Source organism: Bradyrhizobium sp. SZCCHNRI2009, from assembly GCF_032485115.1.
GTDB lineage: Bacteria > Pseudomonadota > Alphaproteobacteria > Rhizobiales > Xanthobacteraceae > Bradyrhizobium.
Map to the genome: position 1 here is coordinate 395,682 of NZ_JAUEUH010000007.1, position 20,573 is coordinate 416,254.

Below are 20,573 nucleotides of genomic sequence, written 5' to 3' on the forward strand. Positions count from 1 at the left end.
TAACCTTAATGTGTTCCTCGTGAGCCGCAGCGCGCGGAATCGCGGCGATCCCCCTGTTGGGGACCACGATGATACCTGGGCAGGTCGAGAGCTGCGCGGGCAACGGGACGGTCACCGCGAGGACGAGGCGCTAAGGGCGCCAGCCAATCGTGACGTCAGAAGGAGGGAACCATGACCGACGACGGGCGACGATTCGAGATTCCGAAAGACATGCGGGCGATGGCGGAGGCAGGCTTCAACCAGGCACGTCAGACGTTCGAGAAGTTCCTGGCTGGAGCGGAGGCGACGGCCGGCTCGCTCGAACACCGCAGCACGACGGTGCGGGCCGGGGCCAAGGACATCGGCGCCAAGGTCTTGTCCTACGCTGAAAAGAACGTCCAGTCGTCGCTCGACTACGCCCAATCGCTGGTGCATGCCAAGGACCTGCCCGAGGTGCTGCGGCTGCACGGCGAATTTGTTCAGGGCCAGATGCGGTCGCTCGCCGAGCAGGCAAGCGAAATGGGGCAGGCCATCGGCAAGGTTGCGATCGACGCCACAAAGCCTAAGGCCTGACGGAACGTTCTCCGCTCCCGAAAAATCTGGAAGCGGGTGCGGCAAACAGTTCCTGATAGTGGAATTTCCGTTGCGTTGCACAAAAGCGCCACGATATAGCTCTACGCGAGGTTGTTACCTCCCAGGGGCGGTTCCTCTGCGTGATCCGAAGTGACGTCCCGATTGCCGGGACGGTCCAGTCTCAATGTTTCGAAGGATGCATGCCATGACCAATGCCACCGATCCTTTCTCCGCGTCCATCATCCCGTTCGAGGTTCCTGAACAGGTGCGCGCGTTCGCCGAAAAAGGCGTGTCGCAGGCCCGCGAGAACTACGCCAAGTTCAAGGACGCAGCGGAAACCCACAATTCGGCCATCGAGGCCTTCTTCGCCAACGCCAGCAAGGGCGCCGGCGCCTACTCGTCCAAGGTCATGGAATTCACGAAGGCCAATACCACGGCTTCGCTCGACTTCGCCCAGGAGCTGTTCGGCGTGAAGTCGCCGTCGGAGGCGATGGAGCTGTGGACGGGCTTCGCGCGCAAGCAGTTCGAGACCTTGACGGCCCAGGCCAAGGAGCTCGGCGAGCTCGGCCAGAAGGTTGCGGCCGAGACGGTCGAGCCGATCAAGGAAAGCGCCACCAAGCTGTTCAAGACGGCGGCCTGAGGGCCAGCCTCAAGTCTCGCCGGGTGCGCGGTACGGCCGTGTGCCGGCATGGACGGCGGGAGATCCATGACCCGGGCGCGTTCGCGGCCGGGTTTGCTTTCTGGGGCTCACCGTTTGCACGGGGGCTCGTTCGGGCCGAAGCCGCGTCCAAAAAACGCCGTCACGGCAGGGGACTTTATCCGTTCTCGGCCTTGCCAAATTCGCCCGTTGCACCTAGTTTCCGCCCCGTTCGGACGCCCCCTCGTGGGCCGTCCCATGCGGATGCAGTTGTAGCTCAGTTGGTTAGAGCGCCTGTCTGTGGAACAGGAGGTCGGTGGTTCGAGCCCACCCAACTGTACCATGGCCACGCCCATCGCTGTGCCGTTCGCAAGCTCACCTCCATCCGTGCTCCGCGCCCCATTGATCCTGCGCCGTGATTTGTAGCCCCGTCGCGACCTCTCGCGCAGGGCCGGGGCGTGGGCGCAGAGCTTTGGTCGCGGAAGCCCGAGCCCCGTCTCCGTATTTCGACGGATATATCGCCGGTCGTGCGCTCGCTTGCGGTTTTGCTGCGACGGATCGGTAGCACGGCGTGGCGCCGTTGCTTGCGAATCCGGTCTCCTTCAATCACAGTTGGCGGCAACGAGGGGGAGGGGGCGATGAGAGGGATTGATCTCGATCCATGCATCTCTGCCGTACTGATCGCTTTAGCCGCGCTGTTAGTCCCCGTAACCGCACGGGCCTATACCGCCGAGCAGGAGCAGGCGTGCACAGGCGATGCGTTCCGGCTTTGTAGTTCCGACATTCCCGATGTCGATCGTGTCACCGCCTGCATGGTCCGCCGCAAGGCCGAGCTGTCGCCGCCATGCCGCGCCCAATTCGGGCCGCCAGAGCGCCAGACAGCGTCATCGGGCCGCGCGGAGCGGCCGATGAGCATTCGTCCTGTCACCAGGAAGCCGATCACTGCGCGCGCCGGCAAATCGAAGAAGTCGACGCGACCGGACGCGACCTGAGCGATGCCGATGGCCGCATTTGGCGGCACCGGGAATGGCGGCGGTTCTCGACGCGCAGCCTCAACATGTAAATGCGATGGGGCATGACCGGATGTTGTCGAACATCGCGGCCTGATCTGCTGTTTTGCCTGCTTTGGTGTGACTCAAAAACCAATGCGTTTCGGCAATCAGGAGTTACGTCTTATCGATCGCTAAATTTATCTTCCGCGAATCAGTCCGCTGATTCATTTTCGCTGCCGGGGTCAATCTGGAGGCCAAGGTATGAACGTTATTGTTTTCGCATCGCGTAAGGGCGGTTCAGGCAAGAGCACCCTGGCCGCCCATCTCGCTGCGCAGATCAAGTCGAGCAAGTCTTGTCTGCTCATCGATGCCGACCCGCAGGGGTCGCTGACGCTTTGGCACAAGCTTCGCGGCACCAACGAGCCGCCGATCAAGACGGCCGTGAACTCGGTGAGCGCGATCGTGTCCGCCGCCCGCCGCGACGGCGTCGAATGGGTGCTGATCGATACGCCGCCGACCATCTCGGCCGTCGTCGAGGATGCGATCAAGAACGCCACCATGGTGATCATCCCGGCCCGCCCCGGCGTGTTCGACGTCAACGCGGTGCAGGAGACGATCCAGACCTGCCGCGCCGCGCGCAAGCCCTACGCGGTCGTTCTCAATGGCGCGCCGGCGCGCCGCGACGATGCCGAGAGCCCGATCGTCACCATCGCCCGCGAGGCGCTGGCGAAGTTCAAGGCCCCGGTGTGGGGCGGCCAGATCACCAACCGCGCCGATCTGCTGATGGCGCTGGGCCAGGGTGAAGGCGTGCGGGAATATTATGCGGAGGGCCGGGCTGCGGCCGAGATCGCACGCCTCTGGGCTGCGATCGAGCGTTCGGTGCGGGCGATTCGCGGGACTGTGTCGGCCAACGGCGCCATGCACAAGCAGGCGGCCTGATCGCGGCATCAGATGAGGCATCGACGCGCGGTCTTCCGCGCGTTTTTTGCGTCGGGTCACACGATCTGGCGTGAGTGCCGACCTCGCGCCGCGCGCGAGGGCGCGGCGAGGTCAGGCAACCATCAGGAAATAGAAGGCGATTGCCGGCGTCAGGGTCAGGATGACGGACCAGATCCCGACCGCCCAGAGAATGTCTTCGACGCTGAACCCCTGGTGCTCAGGGTATGGATGATCCTGCAAAGCCACGACGCCCTCGCGCTCTTTGATGTTTTCAACATCCATAGCGGAACATCTTTAAACACGAGGTTGCGGACTGCGCCGCTTTTGATCGCGTTTGTTAGCTCGGATTAACCACGGAGATTCTGCTCCGGCTCCGCAGCGGTGGCGCGGCTCTGCCTGGCCGTCCCGATCGGGACGGCAAGGCAGAGCCGGCGAATAGGTTGGGGCGTGCTCAGGCAACGCGGTTCTGCGTGGTCGTCGGCTGGCGCCGCTCGATCTGCTGATCCAGCCGTGCGGCGAGGTCGTCGCCAACCTCCACCATCGGCAGCCGCACTTCGGGGCTCGCAATGACGCTGGTCCGCGCCAGCCAGTACTTGGCCGGGGCCGGGCTCGGCTCGGTGAACAGCAGCCGCGTGAGATGCTCGACCTGCGCCCAGCACGCTGCTGCCGCGTCGTGACGGCCGGCCTTTACGTGCTGCAGGATTGCGGCAAACGTCTCGGTCTCCAGATGCGCCGAGAGCAGGATGGCGCCGTCGGCACCGGCCTGCAGCGCATCGAAGCTCTGGGCGTCTTCGCCCGTCAGGATATGAAAGCCAGCGCGCCGGCGCGTGATCAGGTCGCGCGTCTGCGTGCGGTTGGCGCAGCAATCCTTGAGCCCAGCGATGGCGGGATGCTCGGCGAGCTGCAGCAACGTCTCGTTGTCGAGGCCGACCGCCGACCGATAGGGAATGTTGTAGAGCACGATCGGATGGGCGGTGCGGTCAGCCAACGCGGTGAAATGCGCCAGCAGGCCGCGCTGCGACGGACGCACGTAAGGCGGACTCGAGATCAGATAGAAGTCGATCGGCCATGACGCGGTTCGGTCGAGCGCTTCGATCACCTCGGCCGTCGCCACGCCGCCGACACCAAGACAGATCGGCAGCGACCGGCCGGTGGTGTCGAGCTCGTCCCGGACCACGCTGATCAGACGGGCGCGCTCGTCCCACGACAGCGCCAGTCCTTCGCCTGACGTGGCACCGAGCACCAGTCCATCGATCCGCTTGGCGGCGTAGTGCCGAACCAGACTGCGTAAGGATGGTTCGTCGAGCGCGCCATCGCGGAACGGCGTGATCAGGGGCAGCCAGAGGCCCTGCAATCGGGTCGTAACGTCGGTCATGGTCCATCTCCTTGGGTTGGCAGGAGCCGGAGACGGGACACGCAAAAAAAGCCCCGTCCTCGCGGCGGGGCTGGTGATGCGGCGGTGAATTCGAGAGATTCTAGCGCGCGCGTCCACAGGTCCCCGGGAGGGGAGCTTTTTTCGACGACAACTTGGCGTGCGAAGACGTGGACATGCGATCTAGATGCGCGGTGCGGGCGATGCTGTCAACGCCGCATCGGGCACGACACGGAAACATTCGGCAAAAAAAATAGCCGGGCCCAAATGAGCCCGGCTGGAGGTATTGGCCAAAGCGGCCGACACAATCACCTTCCAAGAGGGATTTCTGAACGCTCGCGCCACTGGAGGAGGGGGACAATGCGCAACGCCAACGCTCAGCACATCCTCAGTATGGGCTCTCGCATGGCGTCGCAGCAACCATGCAAGCCGCATGTCAGACATGCACAATCTCACGCCGGCCAGCGCTGCGCTTTGCTCACGACGAAGTCACGGAATACTTGAACGCGAGCGACCGTTTTCAATTCCTCGGGATAGACGAAGTAGGTGTCGAGCTGGATCGAATCCGACTCCCCAAACAATTGCACGAGACGGCTGTTTTCCTCGACGAGGTAGTCCGGCAGCGCGGCGATGCCGAGTCCTTGCTGGCAGGCGCGGACCAGGCCGAGAATGTTGTTGACCCTGAAATAGGCCTCGCGTGGACCGGAGCCGTTGCGGCCGGCATCGACCAGCCAGCTGCGGTTCTGGAGATGCGGCGCGACTTGGCCGTCGGCCAGCATGATGATGCGATGATCATCGAGCTCGTCGAGCGTGCGCGGCGTGCCGAAGCGCTTGACATATTCCGGTGAACAATAGGCGTGGAAGCTGATCGCGAACAGCTTGCGCTGGATCAGATCGGGCTGAGTCGGCTTGCGGGTGCGGATCGCCACGTCCGCCTCGCGCATCGACAGATCAAGCTCCTCGTCGGTGACGATCAGCGAGATCCGGATCTCCGGATAGAGCGCGGTGAATTCTCCGAGTCGCGGGATCAACCAGTTGATGCCGACGCCCGGCGTGGTCGTGATCTTCAGGTCGCCGCTCGGGCGCTCGCGGCTGTCGGTGAGCTTGGCGCGCGCCGCCTGCAGCTGCATGAAGACGTCATGCGCGGTTCGGAACAGGAGGTCGCCTTGCTCCGTCAGGATCAGCCCGCGGGCATGGCGATGGAACAGCGAGACTGCGAGCTCCTGCTCGAGCGCGCTGACCTGTCGCGACACCGCCGATTGCGACAGCCCGAGCTGCTCCCCGGCATGCGTGAAGCTGCCTGCTTCCGCCGCTGCGTGAAACACCTTCAGCTTGTCCCAATCCATATCCGTAAATCCATCCCGTGATCGTGGCATCGTCAGTTCATTCCGCCGCGGCGCGTTCGCTCGCGGCGTGGGCGAGGAAGCGTTCGGCCTCGAGGGCGGCCATGCAGCCCATGCCGGCTGCGGTGATCGCCTGCCGATAGGTTTCATCGGCGACGTCGCCGGCCGCAAACACGCCGGGAACGGAGGTCGCGGTCGAGCCCGGCGCCACCTCGACGTAACCGGAAGGCTTCAGTTTCAGTTGCCCCGCGACCAGCTCGGTTGCCGGCGCGTGGCCGATTGCAACGAACACGCCATCGGCGGGCAGCTCGGTGAGCGCGCCGGTCTTGACGTTCTTGAGCCGGACATGCGTGACCTTGGATGGCGAGCTGGCGCCGCAGATCTCATCGAGGGCGCTGTCCCAGACGACCTTGATCTTGGGATGCTTGAACAGCCGCTCCTGCAGGATGCGCTCGGCGCGGAAATGGTCGCGCCGGTGCACGACAGTGACGGTCGACGCGAAATTGGTCAGGAACAGCGCTTCCTCGACCGCGGTGTTGCCGCCGCCGACGACGACGACTTCCTTGCCGCGATAGAAGAAGCCGTCACAGGTCGCGCAGGCCGAGACCCCGAAGCCCTTGAACGTCTCCTCCGACGGCAGCCCGAGCCAGCGCGCCTGGGCGCCGGTGGCCAGAATGACGGTCTCGGCGAGGTAGACGTCACCGGAGTCGCAGGTCAGGCGGAACGGACGCTGTCCCAGCTCCAGCTTGGTCACGAGGTCCGTCTTGATCTGGGCGCCGACATGCGTCGCCTGCTTTTCCATCTGCTCCATCAGCCAGGGGCCCTGGATGACGTCGGCAAATCCCGGATAGTTTTCCACGTCGGTGGTGATGGTGAGCTGGCCGCCTGGCTGGATGCCCTGGATCAGCACCGGCTCCAGCATAGCTCGTGCCGCGTAGATCGCCGCCGTATAGCCAGCAGGGCCGGAACCGATGATGACGACTTTGGCATGGATCGGAGCTTGCATGGGGCCGAAGACTCGCTGGAAAAGGGAGGATTACCGACGCAGCGAGCGGAATGCGCGGAAGAAACGCTCCGAAGCCCCATCGAAAATGTCAAATCCAAGTCTAAGCCATCTGGCAAGCTATGCAAGAATTGCAACGCATCTCGGCGAATTTTCCCTTCACGAGCCGGTCAACAGGGGAAATCTAAAGTAATAAAATTGCGTGGATTGACCGGCTTGCGCTAAGAGAGTTGCCCATCGTCGCCCGGCGCCCCTGCGCCTCCTCCTGTTCCGCCAGAGCCCACAATCCCCGTGTCCAAGAATCTTGATGAGATCGATCTCAAAATCCTGAGCGAAATTCAGGCCGACGGCAGGATCACCAATGTCGAGCTCGCCAAGCGGGTCGGCATCTCGCCGCCGCCTTGCTTGCGCCGCGTGCGGACCCTGGAGGAGGAAGGCTACATCACCGGCTACCGGGGCCTGCTCGACCCGCGCAAGCTCGGCTTCGACGTGACCGTGTTCGCCTCGGTCCACCTGTCGAGCCAGGCGGACGCCGACCTGAAGGCGTTCGAAGAGTTCGTGCGGTCCGAGCCGCTGGTGCGGGAATGTTGGATGCTGTCCGGCGAGGTGGACTTCATCCTGAAATGCGTGGCACCGGACATGGCAACGTTTCAGGAGTTCGTGACCCACCTGACAGCGGCACCTCACGTGCGCAACGTGCGAACGTCCCTGGTGCTGCACAACTCGAAATACGAGGCGGCGGTGCCGCTCGAGGTCAAGGGACGCAGCTAGGCCCACCGCCATTCCGGGTTCGCCTCTTTCGAGGCGCCCCGGAATGACCGTGAGTGAAAGCCTACGCCTTCTTACGCAGCATCGCGTCGAGGCTGATCGGACCCCCGCCGGCCGTCGCCAGATAAAGGCATGAGAAGCAGAATGCGATTGCCGCGGTGCCGTTGTTCAGGAGCGGCAGCCACACCGGTTCACCTGTCTTGAACATGTGACCGAGGAAATAGGCGAAGGCCATCTGACCCGACAGAATGAACGCGACGGGCCGCGTGAGCAGACCCACCATCAGCAATCCGCCCAGCACGAGCTCGATCAGGCCGGCCGTATAGATGAGCGGCGGAATGTTTGCGAAATACGGAAGCACTGGAAACTTGAAGATCTTCGCCACGCCGTATTGAAACAACAACAGACCCGTGACGAAGCGAAACAGGCTGAGTACAGCCGGTTGCCATTTCGAGAACATCTGCTCCATGTCGATCATCCCCCAATCAAAGCCATCATGATGCGACGGACCGGACCCATCCTCCCGGCACGGCTCGTCGGTTCTGCACTAGCTCATTCCCGAAAGCCCGTCACCGGCGTGTGGCCTGCAGCCCGATGAATTGACCGTGTGCTGCCGAACGCCATTGTGCCGCAGTGCGGCCGGCCAAACGACGAAGGGCCGCGCCTTCGCGCAGCCCTGGTTTCGTCCGAACGGTCACAGGCACCGCTCCGGTGCCTCGGGTCCTCAGCGCCACTCGACCTTGGCGATCTCGTAGGACTTGGCGCCGCCGGGCGCCATGACCTCGACGGTGGTGCCCATCTTCTTGCCGATCAGCGCGCGCGCCAGCGGCGAGGTGATCGAGATCTTGCCCTTCTTGGCGTCCGCCTCGACCTCGCCGACGATCTGCCAGACCGTCTTCTTCTCGGTGTCCTCGTCGATCAGGGTCACCGTCGCGCCGAACTTGATCGTGTCGCCGGAGAGCTTGGTTACATCGATGATGTCGGCGCGCGCGAGCTTGTCCTCGAGCTCGGCGATGCGGCCCTCGTTGTGAGACTGCTCTTCCTTGGCGGCGTGATATTCCGCGTTCTCGGACAGGTCGCCATGCGAACGCGCTTCCGCGATATGTTCGATGATGCGCGGACGGTCCACCGATTGGCGCTGCTTGAGCTCGTTCTCCAACGCGGCGTAGCCCATCGAAGTCATGGGAACCTTTTCCACCATCTCTTCTCGTCCTTCAGTCGTGCGGGCGGGGGCGCGCACGATCAGCATCTTCAGAATAGGCCTTTGCGGCTCAAAGCAAAGCCTCAAGGCCCGGCAAGACCGTCCCGTCAAAGGCCGGTACAACATCGAACGGGGCGGCGAGTTCCTGAAAGCTTCTATTGCCGATTGTTGCCAACCGCTTAGCGGGCGTTCGCCCGCGCGCTGCGATCAGTTTTCGGAAAAGTAACTCTGCAGGGTGCGGACCTCAAGGTCTCCCCCGAGATAGGCACGGATGCCTTGCGCGGCCGCCACGGCACCCGAAAGAGTGGTGTAATACGGCACTTTATGCAAGAGGGCAGCGCGCCGCAGCGAGCGGCTGTCGGCCAGCGCCTGCGGGCCTTCGGTGGTGTTGAAGACCAGCTGGATGTCGCCGTTGGTGATAGCGTCCACGATGTGCGGCCGGCCTTCCAGCACCTTGTTGATCTTCTCGGTCGGCACGCCCTGGTCGGTCAGGAAGCGCTGGGTCCCGGAAGTCGCTACCACCTTGAAGCCGAGTTCGTGCAGCATCCGCACCACCTCGGTGATGCGCGCCTTGTCGCTTTCACGCACCGACACGAACACCGTTCCTTTGCGCGGCACGCGTGTGCCGCCCCCGAGCTGGCTCTTGGCGAACGCCACGGCGAACGAGCGGTCGATGCCCATCACCTCGCCGGTGGAGCGCATCTCCGGGCCGAGCACGGTGTCGACGCCGGGGAAGCGGGCGAACGGGAAGACTGATTCCTTCACCCCGACATGCTTGAGCGCGCGCTTGGTCAACCCGAAATCGGCGAGCTTCTCGCCCGCCATGATCCGGGCCGCAATCTTGGCGACCGGCGTGCCGACCACCTTGGCGACGAAGGGCACCGTGCGCGAGGCGCGCGGATTGACCTCGAGCACGTAGATCGTGCCGTCCTTGATCGCATATTGCACGTTCATCAGGCCGACGACGTCGAGCCCGAGCGCCAGCTCGCGGGTCTGCCGCTCCAACTCGGCGATGGTCGCCTCGTCGAGCGAATGCGGCGGCAGCGAGCAGGCGGAATCGCCGGAATGGATGCCAGCCTCCTCGATGTGCTCCATGATGCCGACGATGAAGGTGTCCTTGCCGTCGGAAAGGCAGTCCACATCGATCTCGGTGGCGTCCGACAGGTAGCGGTCGAACAGCAGCGGGTTCTTGCCCAGCACCGTGTTGATCTGGCCGGTCTTGTCGTTGGGATAGCGCGCCTTGACGTCGGCCGGCACCAGCTCCGGCAGGGTGCCGAGCAGGTAGTCGCTGAGCTGGTTGTCCTCGCGGATGATCTGCATCGCGCGGCCGCCGAGCACATAGGACGGGCGCACCACCAGCGGCAGGCCGAGATCGGCCGCCACCAGGCGCGCCTGCTCGACCGAATAGGCGATGCCGTTCTTCGGCTGCTTCAGGTGCAGCTTGTCGAGGATGCGCTTGAAGCGGTCGCGGTCCTCGGCCAGGTCGATGGCTTCCGGCGAGGTGCCGAGGATCGGTACCTCGGCGGCTTCGAGCGCGCGCGCGAGTTTCAGCGGCGTCTGGCCGCCGAACTGCACGATGACGCCATGCACGGTGCCGTTCTTGCGCTCGGTGGCGATGATCTCGAGCACGTCCTCGGCCGTCAGCGGCTCGAAATACAGCCGGTCGGCGGTGTCGTAGTCGGTCGAGACCGTCTCCGGATTGCAGTTGACCATGATGGTCTCGTAGCCGGCATCGGCCAGCGCGAAACAGGCATGGCAGCAGCAATAGTCGAACTCGATGCCCTGGCCGATCCGGTTCGGGCCGCCGCCGAGAATGATCACCTTCTTCTTGTCCGACGGCGCGCTCTCGTCGCCGAGAGCGCCGGCAAACGGCGTCTCATAGCTCGAATACATGTAGGCGGTCGGCGAAGCGAACTCCGCTGCGCAGGTGTCGATTCGCTTGAACGCCGGACGGACGCCGAGCGCCTGCCGCTTGGCGGCGACCTCGGCTTCGGTGGTGTTGGCGAGCACCGAGAGCCGCGCGTCGGAGAAGCCCATCGCCTTCAGCGTGCGCATGCCGCTGGCATTCGGCGGCAGGCCATGACGGCGAACCTTGTCCTCCATCTCGACGATGCCGCGCATCTGCGCCAGGAACCACGGATCGATCTTGCAGGAGTTGAAGATGTCCTCGTCCGACCAGCCGAGGCGCATCGCCTGCGCCACCTGGAGCAGGCGGTTCGGGGTCGGCGTGCCCAGGGCGGCGCGGATCGCATTCTTGTCATCGCCGCGGCCGAGCCCCTCGATGTCGATCTCGTCGAGGCCGGTGAGGCCCGTCTCCAGGCCGCGCAGCGCCTTTTGCAGGCTTTCCTGGAAGGTGCGGCCGATCGCCATGACTTCGCCGACCGACTTCATCGAGGTCGTCAAGGTGGTCGAGGCGCCCGGGAATTTCTCGAAGGCAAAGCGGGGGATCTTGGTGACGACGTAGTCGATCGTCGGCTCGAACGAGGCCGGGGTCGCGCCGCCGGTGATGTCGTTGGCGATCTCGTCCAGCGTGTAGCCGACCGCGAGCTTGGCCGCGACCTTGGCGATCGGGAAGCCGGTCGCCTTGGAGGCCAAGGCCGAGGAGCGCGACACGCGCGGATTCATCTCGATCACGACCATGCGGCCGTCGGCCGGGTTGACGCCGAACTGCACGTTGGAGCCGCCGGTCTCGACGCCGATCTCGCGCAGCACCGCCAGCGAGGCGTCGCGCATGATCTGATATTCCTTGTCGGTCAGCGTCAACGCCGGCGCCACCGTGATCGAGTCGCCGGTGTGCACGCCCATCGGATCGAGGTTCTCGATCGAGCAGACGATGATGCAGTTGTCGTGTTTGTCGCGGACGACCTCCATCTCGTACTCCTTCCACCCGAGCACCGATTCCTCGATCAGCACTTCGTTGGTGGGGGAGGCATCGAGACCGCGCTCGATGATGTCGAGATACTCTTCCTTGTTGTAGGCGATGCCGCCACCGGTGCCGCCCATGGTGAAGGAGGGACGGATGATCGCGGGCAGGCCGATCTCGGACAGCGCCATCAGCGCCTGTCCCAGCGCATGCTCCTGATAGCGCTTGCGGCGCTCGTTCTCGCCGAGCGTCCATTGCCGGTCGAGCTCGTCGCGCGCGGCGCCCGACAGCGTCTCGCGCTCGGCCAAGTATTTGTCGCGATACTGCTTCTTCAGCGCCGACGCATTGGCGAGCCGCGACTTCGGGGTCTGCAGCCCGATCTTCTCCATCGCATTGCGGAACAGCTGGCGGTCCTCGGCCTTGTCGATCGCGTCAGCCGTCGCGCCGATCATTTCGACGTCGAACTTCTCCAGTGTCCCCTGCCGGCGCAGCGACAGCGCGCAGTTCAGCGCGGTCTGCCCGCCCATGGTCGGCAGCAGTGCGAAGCCGCCGGGGATGACGTGGCGTTCCTTCTCGATGATCTTGGCGACGATCTCCGGCGTGATCGGCTCGATATAGGTCGCATCGGCCAATTCCGGATCGGTCATGATCGTGGCCGGATTGGAATTGACGAGGACGACGCGATAGCCCTCCTCCTTCAGCGCCTTCACCGCCTGCGTACCGGAATAGTCGAATTCGCAGGCCTGGCCGATCACGATCGGACCGGCGCCAATGATCAGGATGGTCGAGATGTCGGTTCGTTTCGGCATTCAAGCTCACGGGCAAGAAACGGGCAGGAATTGGGCACAAAAAAAGGGCGCGCGTGCCGCGCGTCCCCGAAGGCCAAGGCGCGACCATTGCTCGCGCGCGAGCGGTCTTTAGACCAGTTTCCTCTGAGCGAAAAGGGTTTTGGGCCGAAATCAACGGCCAATTTGGCCGAAGAGGGTCTGAGGGGCGCGGCGCCGTCGCTGGCTCGCCGAGCCGAAGCTGCGCAGCAGCGACGGCTGGAGGCCCGGCCTGGACTTGAACCAGGTTCAAGAGCGTTGCACCGCTCTTCGCGTCGTAGCTTCCGCCACCGGGCCGGGGGTGATCTTACCTCTCACGGCCGCGTGAGCCAGCCCGTGTTTCAGTTAACCCTAATCCGGTTGCTCGATGTTGGGCCACGGCGTGGGGTTGGTCGGCTCGGCCGGTCACACGGTTCCCATTGCCGGCTGCGCCACGAAGGTCATGCGCCAGGGATTGTGGCCGATATTCTTCGGCGCCCGGACGGCAGAGAGGCCGGCCTTCTTCAGCCGTGCCAGGATCTCGGCCTCGCTGTAGCGCTGCAGGCCGACCTTGGTCCGCAACTGCCGGTAATCGGACAGGGCAGTGGCGACCAGCCCGACCAGGGCATCCCTGAGGAAGCCGTCCCGCGCCGCGAACATCAGCAGCGCGAGCACGTCACGGCCCATGCCGACGTCCGGACGCAGGACGTCGCCGAGGACGAACTTTCCCGACGGCTTCAGCAGCCGCCTGATCACGGCCAGGGCTGCATCGAATTCCGCCTCGCTCATGTACTGGGCCACGGAGTTCATGACCACGAGGTCGATCGAACCTTCCTGCATGTTGCGCAGCTCGTCCAGCGACCGCACGCGGATCTTGGTGTTGGGGGCGAAGCGCGCGATCAGCCGGCCGCGCACGCCCGGCGCCGGCTCGGCCAGGATGAGCGTCATGCAGGCGTCGGCGACCTTGGCGGCCGACAGGGCCTCTCCGCAGGAATAGTCGAGAACGACTGCGTCGGGCGAGGGAATATAGCCGACGATGTCGCGCGCGATCCCCTCGAAGTGCAGGTCGCGATGCAGCTTGCTCGCATAGATCGTGTGCGTGGAATCGTAATAATCGATCCAGTCGTCCATGGCGGGTTCCGGCAAACACAGTTCCTTGATCGGAACTGGAGGGGTCAGCGAGCGTTAACGGGTCCGATCATCCGTGTCCATCGCTGCTTCTAACAGGAAGGCCAAGCCGTGAGTAAAGCAAAGACCGACAAGACCGCCCCCGAGCTCGATACCCCGACCGATCTGTCCCCGGATGCCGTGAACAAGATCTCGACGGCATTGAACACGCTGCTTGCGGACGCCTTTGCGCTCTATCTGAAGACCAAGAACTTCCACTGGCACGTCAGCGGACGGCATTTCCATGACTACCACGAAATGCTCGACGAGCAGTCGGACGCGATCTTTGCCACCACGGACCAGCTCGCCGAGCGCGTGCGCAAGCTCGGTGGCACCACGCTGAAATCGATCAGCCAGATCAGCAAGCTGCAGACCATCAAGGACAACAACGAGGAGTATGTGCCGCCGCGCGAGATGTTGCGGGAGTTGATGGAGGACAACAAGCACGTCGCGGCTGCGATGCGGAAAGCGCACGGGCTGTGCGACGACAATGACGATCCCGCCACCGCGGGACTGCTGGAGACCTTCATCGACGAGACCGAGCGCCGCACTTGGTTCTTGTTCGAAGCCAGCCGCCAGGAAGGCAGCAACGCGGCGTAGGCGGGCCAGCGTCGAGTTGAGGTCCGGGCGCGCTGCGAGGACGTGGCGCGCCGGTCCGGCCTCGATGCCGGCCTCCGGCTCATACCATGCCAGGCTATGCGGAGTGGCCGAGTGCCGACCAGCTCCGATAGATCATGTAAGCCGCCACCACGAATACCACCGTGGCAAACACCTTGTTCAGGGTGCCGCGCGTACCGGACAGGCGAGCCGCCAGCTTCGCACCGACCAGGCCACCGGCGATGCCGGCGACGAGAAAGGTCGCCGCCAGCGCCCAGTCGACCAGTCCCGACAGCGCGTAGTTTGCTGCGGTCGTCAGTCCGAACGCCGTGACGGACACGAGCGAGGAGCCGATCGCGTAGAGGATCGGCATGCCCGTCGCAAACATCAGAGCCGGAACGATCAGGAAGCCGCCGCCGATGCCGAAGAAGCCGGACAGTGTTCCCGTGCCGAAACCGAATGCCAAGAGCGGCAACAGATTGTCGCGCGAAAGCTTGACGTCCAGCTGGCTGTTCGTGCCGCGCCTGCGCAGCATCAAGAGGCCGATCACGATCATGACCAGGGCGAACAGCAGCAGCAGCTTCTGACCGTCGACCATCTTGCCGAGCGTCGAGCCAGCGAAGGCGCCGACCACGCCCGTTGCAGCAAACACCAGCGCGCAAGGCCATTTGACGTTCCCGGAGCGGGCATGATTGGCGAGATTGGCCGCCGCGTTGATCGCTACGGCGACCGCGCTCGTGCCGATCGCGACGTGGGGATTGCCGACGCCTACCAGATACACCATGAGCGGCACGGCCAGCACCGATCCGCCCCCGCCGATCAGGCCGAGCGTGAATCCGACGAAAGAGCCCGACAGCGAGCCGAGCGCAAGCTGGGCAGCGGACAAGGTCATCCTGCGATGCTCCGGAGTGGCGTGCCGCGCCGGCGCCCGGCCGTTGCCAAATGGGAAAGCCGAGCCGCGACGTCTGCCGCGTGGTCGGTGGGGCGAGGGGTGTCCTAGAGTGCGTTGAGCGGGACTTTCAGGAAGCGCCGGCCGTCCTGATCGGGCGTCGGCAGCCGTCCCGCCTTCATGTTCACCTGCAGGGAGGGGATGATCAGCTTGGGCATGTCCAAGGTGCGGTCGCGCGCCTCGCGGGCGGCGACGAACTGATCCTCGGTGATGCCGTCGCGGACGTGGATGTTGTGCGCGCGCTGCTCGGCCACCGTCGTTTCCCAGCGGATGTCGCGGCCGTTTGGACCGTAGTCGTGGCACATGAACAGCCGCGTCGCGTCAGGCAACTCCAGCACCCGGCGGATCGAGCGATACAGCGTGCGGGCATCGCCGCCAGGAAAGTCGGCGCGTGCCGAGCCGCCGTCCGGCATGAATAGCGGGTCGCCGACGAAGGCGGCGTCTCCGATCACATGAGTCATGCAGGCCGGCGTGTGCCCCGGCGTATGCATGGCGAAGGCGGTGATTGCGCCGATCCGGTAGGTGTCGCCATCATGGAACAGGCGGTCGAACTGGCTGCCGTCGCGCTGAAACTCGGTGCCTTCGTTGAAGATCTTGCCGAACGTCTCCTGCACCATCCTGATGTTGGCGCCGATGCCGATCCTGCCGCCCAGCCTTGACTGGATGTAGGGCGCCGCCGACAGATGGTCGGCATGGACATGGGTCTCGATCAGCCAGTCCAGTTGCCAGCCGCGATCCTCGATCAGGCGAATGATCTCGTCGGCCGAATGCGGTGCGATGCGCCCCGATGCATAGTCGATGTCCATGACCGAATCGATCACCGCGCAGGCCCGCGAGCCTGGGTCCTTGACCACATAGCTGACGGTGTTGGTGGCGCGATCGAAGAACGGTGTGACCTCGGGTTTCACTGACAGGTCGACCGGATGAGGAATGCCGGACATTCAAGCCTCCCTCATTCTGAAGCGACTGCGGCGAGCGAGGGCCGGCGGCTCGCGAGCATGCGGGCTGCGGCCATTCCGATCATCATGGCCGTGACGAACAGGACGATGGCAGGCGAGCCGTAGCCGAGCGCCACGAAGGCCGGGCCCGGGCAGATGCCGGCGAGGCCCCAGCCGATGCCGAAGATCGCAGGGCCGGTTGCGATCCGCCAATCCAGCGTCTGAAAGGATGGCAGGTGGAATTGGTCACCGAGGACGGGACGCCGGCGCCGGAAAACCAGTCGGAAGCCGGCGAAGGTGACCCCCACCGCTCCAGCCATCACGAGGATCAGGCTCGGATCCCAGCCGCCGAAGCGGATCGCCGCGAAATCGAGGAAGTTGAGCACCTTCTCTGGATTGGACATGCCCGAGAGCAGCAGCCCGAGTCCGAAGATGAGGCCGACGGTGAACTGGACGAAAATGATCATGGTGCCTCACAGCACGTGGCGAACGAGGAAGGTGGTCGCGACCGCGGTGGCCATGAACACCAGCGTGGCGACGATCGAGCGCGGCGAGAGGCTGGCGATGCCGCAGACGCCATGACCCGAGGTGCAGCCGTTGCCCCAGACCGCCCCGAAGCCGACCAGCAGCCCGGCTGCAACCATATCGATCGGACCGACCTCCAGCTTCAGCGGCGGCAGGCTCCCGCTGACGATGCGGACTGCAAGGGCGGCGGCGACCAGCCCTCCTATGAAGGCGAGCCGGCCAGCGAGCGCACCGTCCCAGGGTGGCAACAGCCGCGCGGCGATGCCGCTGACGCCGGCAATACGGCCGGTCAGGCCCATCAGCATGACGGCTGCAGCGCCGATGAGGGCGCCGCCTGCGAGCGCCGTGACCGCTGTATACTCCGTGATCATATCGTCCTTGATTCCTCGTCGGGGGCATGTTGCAATCGGCTATCATGTGCATTATTGCATATATACGAAAATGAAGAAGTAACAATCATGACAACACAGGCCAGGCGCAAAACCCGTGAGGCCATGGTGGCGGCGCTCGACGACAAGGCGGAGGAGGCGGCGGGCCTGCTCGCTGCCATGGCGAATTCGAAGCGCCTCATGGTGCTCTGCAACCTCATCGACGGCGAGCGCGCGGTCGGCGATCTCGCCGAACAGGTCGGGTTGCGACAGGCGGCGCTGTCTCAGCATCTCGCGAAGATGCGCGCGCTCGATCTCGTCGCCACCCGGCGCGATGGCCAGACCATCTACTATCGGCTGGCGAGCCGGGAGGTCCGCGAGATCCTGCAGACGCTGTATCGGCTGTATTGCGCCTGATCAGCGCGCCTGGTGCCACAGGCGCGTGAGCGGGCCGCCCGCGCCGAGCACAGGATCGGTCGCGGGCAGCGGCACCTCCGGAATGGTTTTCGATGCGCGGGCGTGGTTCTCCGGCGTCGGCCGCGTGATCTGCATCTTCGGTCCGGGCGGATAGGCGCCGACGATGCAGAAATCGCTGCTGGCAGCGATGCATTGATGTCCAGTGCCGGCCGGCAGGATGGCGACGTCGCCCGGCCTGAGCTCCAGCTCCCGGCCCTGATCGCCGCCGAAGCGGACCCGCGCCGTTCCGCCGGCGACACCCAGCGCCTCATGCACGGTCGCGTGATAGTGCAGATAGTCGTAGACGCCGTTGCGCCACATGTCGCCCCAGCCATTGGCGGCGAACACGCGCTCGATGTCGGCCGCCGGATCGGCGCCACCCAGATCGATGACGGCCTTGTAGACCAGGAACGGCATCGGATTATTGGGCACCAGGCCGTCATCCGCGAACACGATGCTGAGCGGTTCGATCGACTTGACGCGGGGCGAGGGGGCGGCAGGCATGGCGACCTCGGAACAAAGGATGGGGCCTCACCCTATCAACCGGCCTGCGCAGCCGCCGTTCCGTCTCACGCCTTGGGCAGCTCGAGCACCAGGCAAGTCGTGGTGGCGTGCGCCAGCAGGCGCCCTTGCGAATCGGCGATGCGTGCCTCGGCGGTCGCGGCGCGGCGTCCGAACGACAGCGTCCTGCCCTCCGTTCTCACGATGCCGGTGGTCTCGGTCATTGCCTTGATGAAGGAGACCTTGAATTCCCGCGTGGTGTAACCGCTGCCCTGCGGGCACATCGTGGGACGGCGAGCCCCATCGCGGAATCCAGCAGGATCGCGGTGTAGCCGCCATGCACCGAGCAGATCGGATTGTAGTGCCGCAAGGCCGGCACGCTGTGCATGACGACCCGGCCGGGCTCGGCGCTGCAGTCGAACGGCGCGACGGTCTGCACGATCGGCGGCTGCGGCAAGGTCCCGGCGAAGATGCCGCGCACGAAATCGAGCCCGGGCATCGAGGCCAGTACCGCCAGGGGCACCACGCCGAATTCAGCGCGCGAATCCGTCTCGCTCATATATTGTCGATCTACAATATATGATGATCATCATATGAATGCGGTGCGAAAAGATCGAGGGCAAAACAGATGCCGGCGATCACAAGATTGCGGACAGAAAAATGCCCGGGACCAGCCCGGGCATTTCGAATCCTGTCCAGCTGCCGACCTCAGGCTGCGCTGCGCTTCTTCTCGCGCATCAGCTCGGCGAAGCGCTGAAAGAGGTAATGCGAGTCGCGCGGGCCGGGCGAAGCTTCCGGGTGGTACTGCACCGAGAACACCGGTTTGCCCTCGAGCTGGATGCCGCAATTCGAGCCGTCGAACAGCGAGATGTGGGTCTGCGTCGCGCCCGACGGCAACGTGTCCTGGTCGACCGCGAAGCCATGGTTCATCGAGGTGATCTCGACCTTGCCGGTGGTCTCGTCCTTGACCGGATGGTTGGCGCCGTGATGGCCCTGGTGCATCTTCTTGGTCTTGGCGCCGACCGCAAGCCCGAGCATCTGATGGCCGAGGCAGATGCCGAAGGTCGGTGTGCCCGACGAAATCACCTGCTGAATGACCGGCACGGCATATTTACCGGTCGCCGCGGGATCGCCGGGTCCGTTCGACAGGAACACGCCGTCCGGCTTCATCGCCAGGATGTCCTCGGCCGGCGTCGTCGCCGGCACCACCGTCACCTTGCAGCCGACGCCGGCGAGCAGGCGCAGGATGTTGCGCTTGATGCCGTAGTCGATCGCGACGACGTTGAACTCCGGATTGACCTGTCGGCCGAAGCCCTCGTTCCACACCCAGGGGGTCTCGTCCCAGGTGAAGCGCTGGGCGGAGGTCACCATCGGCACGAGGTCCATGCCCTCCAGGCCGGGCCATTCCCGCGCTTCCTTCTTCAGGGCGTCGAGGTCGAAATTGCCGTCCTTGGCATGCGCGATCACGGCGTTCGGCATGCCCTTGGAGCGGATCAGCGCGGTCAGCGCCCGGGTGTCGATGCCGGACAGCCCGATGATCCCGCGCGCACGCAGCCACTGGTCGAGATGGCGGGTGGCGCGGTAGTTCGACGGATCGGTGATCGCGGTGCGCAGGATCACCCCGCGTGCGCCCGGCGTCGCCGCCATGTTCACCGTCTCGATATCCTCGTCGTTGGTGCCGACATTGCCGATATGCGGGAAGGTGAAGGTGATGAGCTGGCCGGCATAGGACGGATCGGTCAGGATCTCCTCATAGCCGGTCATGGCGGTGTTGAAGCAGACCTCGCCCACGGCGTGGCCTTCGGCGCCGAGGCCGTAGCCTTCCAGCACCGTGCCGTCGGCGAGCACGAGGAGCGCGGTCGGTTTATGGTCCGGCCAGGCGGCGTCAGTATCGATGTGTGTCATGAGGCCCCTACATAGTGCCCCAGGCGCGCGGCGTCAAAGCGGGAAGCGGCCGATTCACATGCGATTTCGGTCAATTCGGCCGGAGTTTCGAGGCATCCGACCGGAACGGATGCGGAACCGTGTTGTTTCGGGTGGGCGAACCGCCTAGACCAGCGCCAATGGATTTTGAGAGGGCGAGAGCATGCTGCGCGACGACATCAACAATGCGGTCAAGGAGGCGATGAAGGCCAAGGACGAGCGCAAGCTGTCCACCCTTCGCATGGTGAACTCGACCTTGAAGAACGCCGACATCGCCGCGCGCGGCGAAGGCAAGCCGCCCTTGACCGACGCCGACGTGCTCGCGGTGCTGCAGAAGATGATCAAGCAGCGTCAGGAGTCGGTCGAGCTGTATGAAAAGGGCGGCCGCGCCGAGCTCGCCGCCGGCGAGCGCGAGGAGATCGCGGTCATCTCGGCCTATCTGCCGAAGCAGATGAGCGACGACGAGGTGAAGACCGCCATCTCCGCTGCAGTCGCCGAGACCGGCGCCGCCGGCATGAAGGACATGGGCAAGGTGATCGCCGTGCTGAAGGCCAAGTACACCGGGCAGATGGATTTCGCCAAGGCGAGCGCGCTGGTGAAGGCGGCGCTGTCGGGCTAGGCCGCGCGACGCGAAGCGCCGAGCCATCCCCACATCGTCATGCCCGGGCTTGTCCCG

Annotated in this window: 23 protein-coding genes and 2 tRNA genes; 9 read left to right on the forward strand and 16 right to left on the reverse strand. The window is 64.6% G+C overall.

The genetic code is table 11. The features are described from left to right. The first annotated feature begins 171 nt into the window (after positions 1–171). From QX041_RS25340 to QX041_RS25360, 5 genes are all read left to right on the forward strand, one after another. The gene (locus QX041_RS25340) at positions 172–552 is read left to right on the forward strand and encodes a phasin family protein (protein WP_315755002.1); all 381 of its coding nucleotides are present in this window, start codon (positions 172–174) and stop codon (positions 550–552) included. 205 nt (positions 553–757) lie between these two features. Further along, positions 758–1,192, forward strand: a complete 435-nt coding sequence (locus QX041_RS25345) for a phasin (protein WP_315717527.1) — start codon at positions 758–760, stop codon at positions 1,190–1,192. 263 nt (positions 1,193–1,455) lie between these two features. Then, positions 1,456–1,532: transfer RNA gene (locus tag QX041_RS25350), tRNA-His, on the forward strand. Positions 1,533–1,827: 295 nt separating this feature from the next. Beyond that, positions 1,828–2,181, forward strand: a complete 354-nt coding sequence (locus QX041_RS25355; RefSeq protein ID WP_316166898.1) for a hypothetical protein — start codon at positions 1,828–1,830, stop codon at positions 2,179–2,181. Between the two features lie 261 nt (positions 2,182–2,442). After that, positions 2,443–3,120, forward strand: coding sequence for a ParA family protein (locus QX041_RS25360; RefSeq protein ID WP_231327589.1), 678 nt, complete (start codon positions 2,443–2,445; stop codon positions 3,118–3,120). A gap of 111 nt (positions 3,121–3,231) precedes the next feature. On the opposite strand, the gene QX041_RS25365 is transcribed toward QX041_RS25360, so the two are convergent. The 4 genes from QX041_RS25365 to trxB all read right to left on the reverse strand — a co-directional run bounded on the left by QX041_RS25365 (position 3,232) and on the right by trxB (position 6,841). Further along, positions 3,232–3,402 (reverse strand): hypothetical protein, encoded by a 171-nt coding sequence (locus QX041_RS25365; RefSeq protein WP_315717524.1) that lies wholly within the window; start codon positions 3,400–3,402, stop codon positions 3,232–3,234. 169 nt (positions 3,403–3,571) lie between these two features. Next, positions 3,572–4,495 carry a 4-hydroxy-tetrahydrodipicolinate synthase gene (dapA, locus tag QX041_RS25370; RefSeq protein ID WP_316166900.1) on the reverse strand — a complete coding sequence of 308 codons (924 nt, stop codon included), beginning with the start codon at positions 4,493–4,495 and terminating at the stop codon, positions 3,572–3,574. A gap of 449 nt (positions 4,496–4,944) precedes the next feature. Then, positions 4,945–5,868 carry a LysR family transcriptional regulator gene (locus QX041_RS25375; RefSeq protein ID WP_315717522.1) on the reverse strand — a complete coding sequence of 308 codons (924 nt, stop codon included), beginning with the start codon at positions 5,866–5,868 and terminating at the stop codon, positions 4,945–4,947. 7 nt (positions 5,869–5,875) lie between these two features. Beyond that, a complete protein-coding gene (trxB, locus tag QX041_RS25380; RefSeq protein ID WP_315717521.1) occupies positions 5,876–6,841 on the reverse strand; it encodes a thioredoxin-disulfide reductase in 966 nt (321 codons plus the stop codon). A 288-nt stretch (positions 6,842–7,129) separates the two neighbouring features. Here trxB and QX041_RS25385 point away from each other — a divergent pair, with 288 nt between their 5' ends. Further along, positions 7,130–7,609, forward strand: coding sequence for an Lrp/AsnC family transcriptional regulator (locus QX041_RS25385; RefSeq protein ID WP_015664493.1), 480 nt, complete (start codon positions 7,130–7,132; stop codon positions 7,607–7,609). A 61-nt stretch (positions 7,610–7,670) separates the two neighbouring features. On the opposite strand, the gene QX041_RS25390 is transcribed toward QX041_RS25385, so the two are convergent. The 5 genes from QX041_RS25390 to QX041_RS25410 form a co-directional block, all read right to left on the reverse strand. After that, positions 7,671–8,075, reverse strand: coding sequence for a DoxX family protein (locus QX041_RS25390; RefSeq protein ID WP_315717520.1), 405 nt, complete (start codon positions 8,073–8,075; stop codon positions 7,671–7,673). Positions 8,076–8,330: 255 nt separating this feature from the next. Then, positions 8,331–8,807: a transcription elongation factor GreA gene (gene greA / locus QX041_RS25395; protein ID WP_315717519.1), complete on the reverse strand. Its 477-nt coding sequence runs from the start codon at positions 8,805–8,807 to the stop codon at positions 8,331–8,333. A 207-nt stretch (positions 8,808–9,014) separates the two neighbouring features. Next, positions 9,015–12,479: a carbamoyl-phosphate synthase large subunit gene (carB, locus tag QX041_RS25400; protein ID WP_315810593.1), complete on the reverse strand. Its 3,465-nt coding sequence runs from the start codon at positions 12,477–12,479 to the stop codon at positions 9,015–9,017. A 235-nt stretch (positions 12,480–12,714) separates the two neighbouring features. Continuing rightward, positions 12,715–12,791, reverse strand: a tRNA-OTHER gene (locus QX041_RS25405). A 108-nt stretch (positions 12,792–12,899) separates the two neighbouring features. Next, a complete protein-coding gene (locus QX041_RS25410; protein WP_316166902.1) occupies positions 12,900–13,604 on the reverse strand; it encodes a class I SAM-dependent methyltransferase in 705 nt (234 codons plus the stop codon). Positions 13,605–13,712: 108 nt separating this feature from the next. Between QX041_RS25410 and QX041_RS25415 the strand changes: the two genes are divergently transcribed. Next, positions 13,713–14,240 carry a DNA starvation/stationary phase protection protein gene (locus tag QX041_RS25415; RefSeq protein WP_315717516.1) on the forward strand — a complete coding sequence of 176 codons (528 nt, stop codon included), beginning with the start codon at positions 13,713–13,715 and terminating at the stop codon, positions 14,238–14,240. Between the two features lie 94 nt (positions 14,241–14,334). On the opposite strand, the gene QX041_RS25420 is transcribed toward QX041_RS25415, so the two are convergent. From QX041_RS25420 to QX041_RS25435, 4 genes are all read right to left on the reverse strand, one after another. Further along, complete coding sequence (locus QX041_RS25420; RefSeq protein WP_315717515.1) at positions 14,335–15,129, reverse strand: sulfite exporter TauE/SafE family protein; 795 nt, start codon at positions 15,127–15,129, stop codon at positions 14,335–14,337. Between the two features lie 104 nt (positions 15,130–15,233). After that, the gene (locus QX041_RS25425; RefSeq protein ID WP_316166904.1) at positions 15,234–16,127 is read right to left on the reverse strand and encodes an MBL fold metallo-hydrolase; all 894 of its coding nucleotides are present in this window, start codon (positions 16,125–16,127) and stop codon (positions 15,234–15,236) included. Between the two features lie 11 nt (positions 16,128–16,138). After that, a complete protein-coding gene (locus tag QX041_RS25430) occupies positions 16,139–16,591 on the reverse strand; it encodes a DUF6691 family protein (RefSeq protein WP_315717513.1) in 453 nt (150 codons plus the stop codon). Positions 16,592–16,597: 6 nt separating this feature from the next. After that, positions 16,598–17,020, reverse strand: a complete 423-nt coding sequence (locus tag QX041_RS25435; RefSeq protein ID WP_315717512.1) for a YeeE/YedE family protein — start codon at positions 17,018–17,020, stop codon at positions 16,598–16,600. Positions 17,021–17,107: 87 nt separating this feature from the next. On the opposite strand from QX041_RS25435, the gene QX041_RS25440 reads away from it, so the two are divergent. After that, positions 17,108–17,434, forward strand: coding sequence for a metalloregulator ArsR/SmtB family transcription factor (locus tag QX041_RS25440; RefSeq protein ID WP_315717511.1), 327 nt, complete (start codon positions 17,108–17,110; stop codon positions 17,432–17,434). On the opposite strand, the gene QX041_RS25445 is transcribed toward QX041_RS25440, so the two are convergent. The 3 genes from QX041_RS25445 to carA form a co-directional block, all read right to left on the reverse strand. After that, positions 17,435–17,977: a cupin domain-containing protein gene (locus QX041_RS25445; protein WP_315826723.1), complete on the reverse strand. Its 543-nt coding sequence runs from the start codon at positions 17,975–17,977 to the stop codon at positions 17,435–17,437. It lies immediately after the preceding gene. 65 nt (positions 17,978–18,042) lie between these two features. Further along, positions 18,043–18,507: a hotdog fold thioesterase gene (locus QX041_RS25450; RefSeq protein WP_410051886.1), complete on the reverse strand. Its 465-nt coding sequence runs from the start codon at positions 18,505–18,507 to the stop codon at positions 18,043–18,045. Between the two features lie 175 nt (positions 18,508–18,682). Next, positions 18,683–19,879: a glutamine-hydrolyzing carbamoyl-phosphate synthase small subunit gene (gene carA, locus QX041_RS25455; protein ID WP_315754612.1), complete on the reverse strand. Its 1,197-nt coding sequence runs from the start codon at positions 19,877–19,879 to the stop codon at positions 18,683–18,685. Between the two features lie 181 nt (positions 19,880–20,060). Here carA and QX041_RS25460 point away from each other — a divergent pair, with 181 nt between their 5' ends. Next, positions 20,061–20,516 carry a GatB/YqeY domain-containing protein gene (locus tag QX041_RS25460; protein ID WP_315717508.1) on the forward strand — a complete coding sequence of 152 codons (456 nt, stop codon included), beginning with the start codon at positions 20,061–20,063 and terminating at the stop codon, positions 20,514–20,516. Positions 20,517–20,573: the final 57 nt, after the last annotated feature.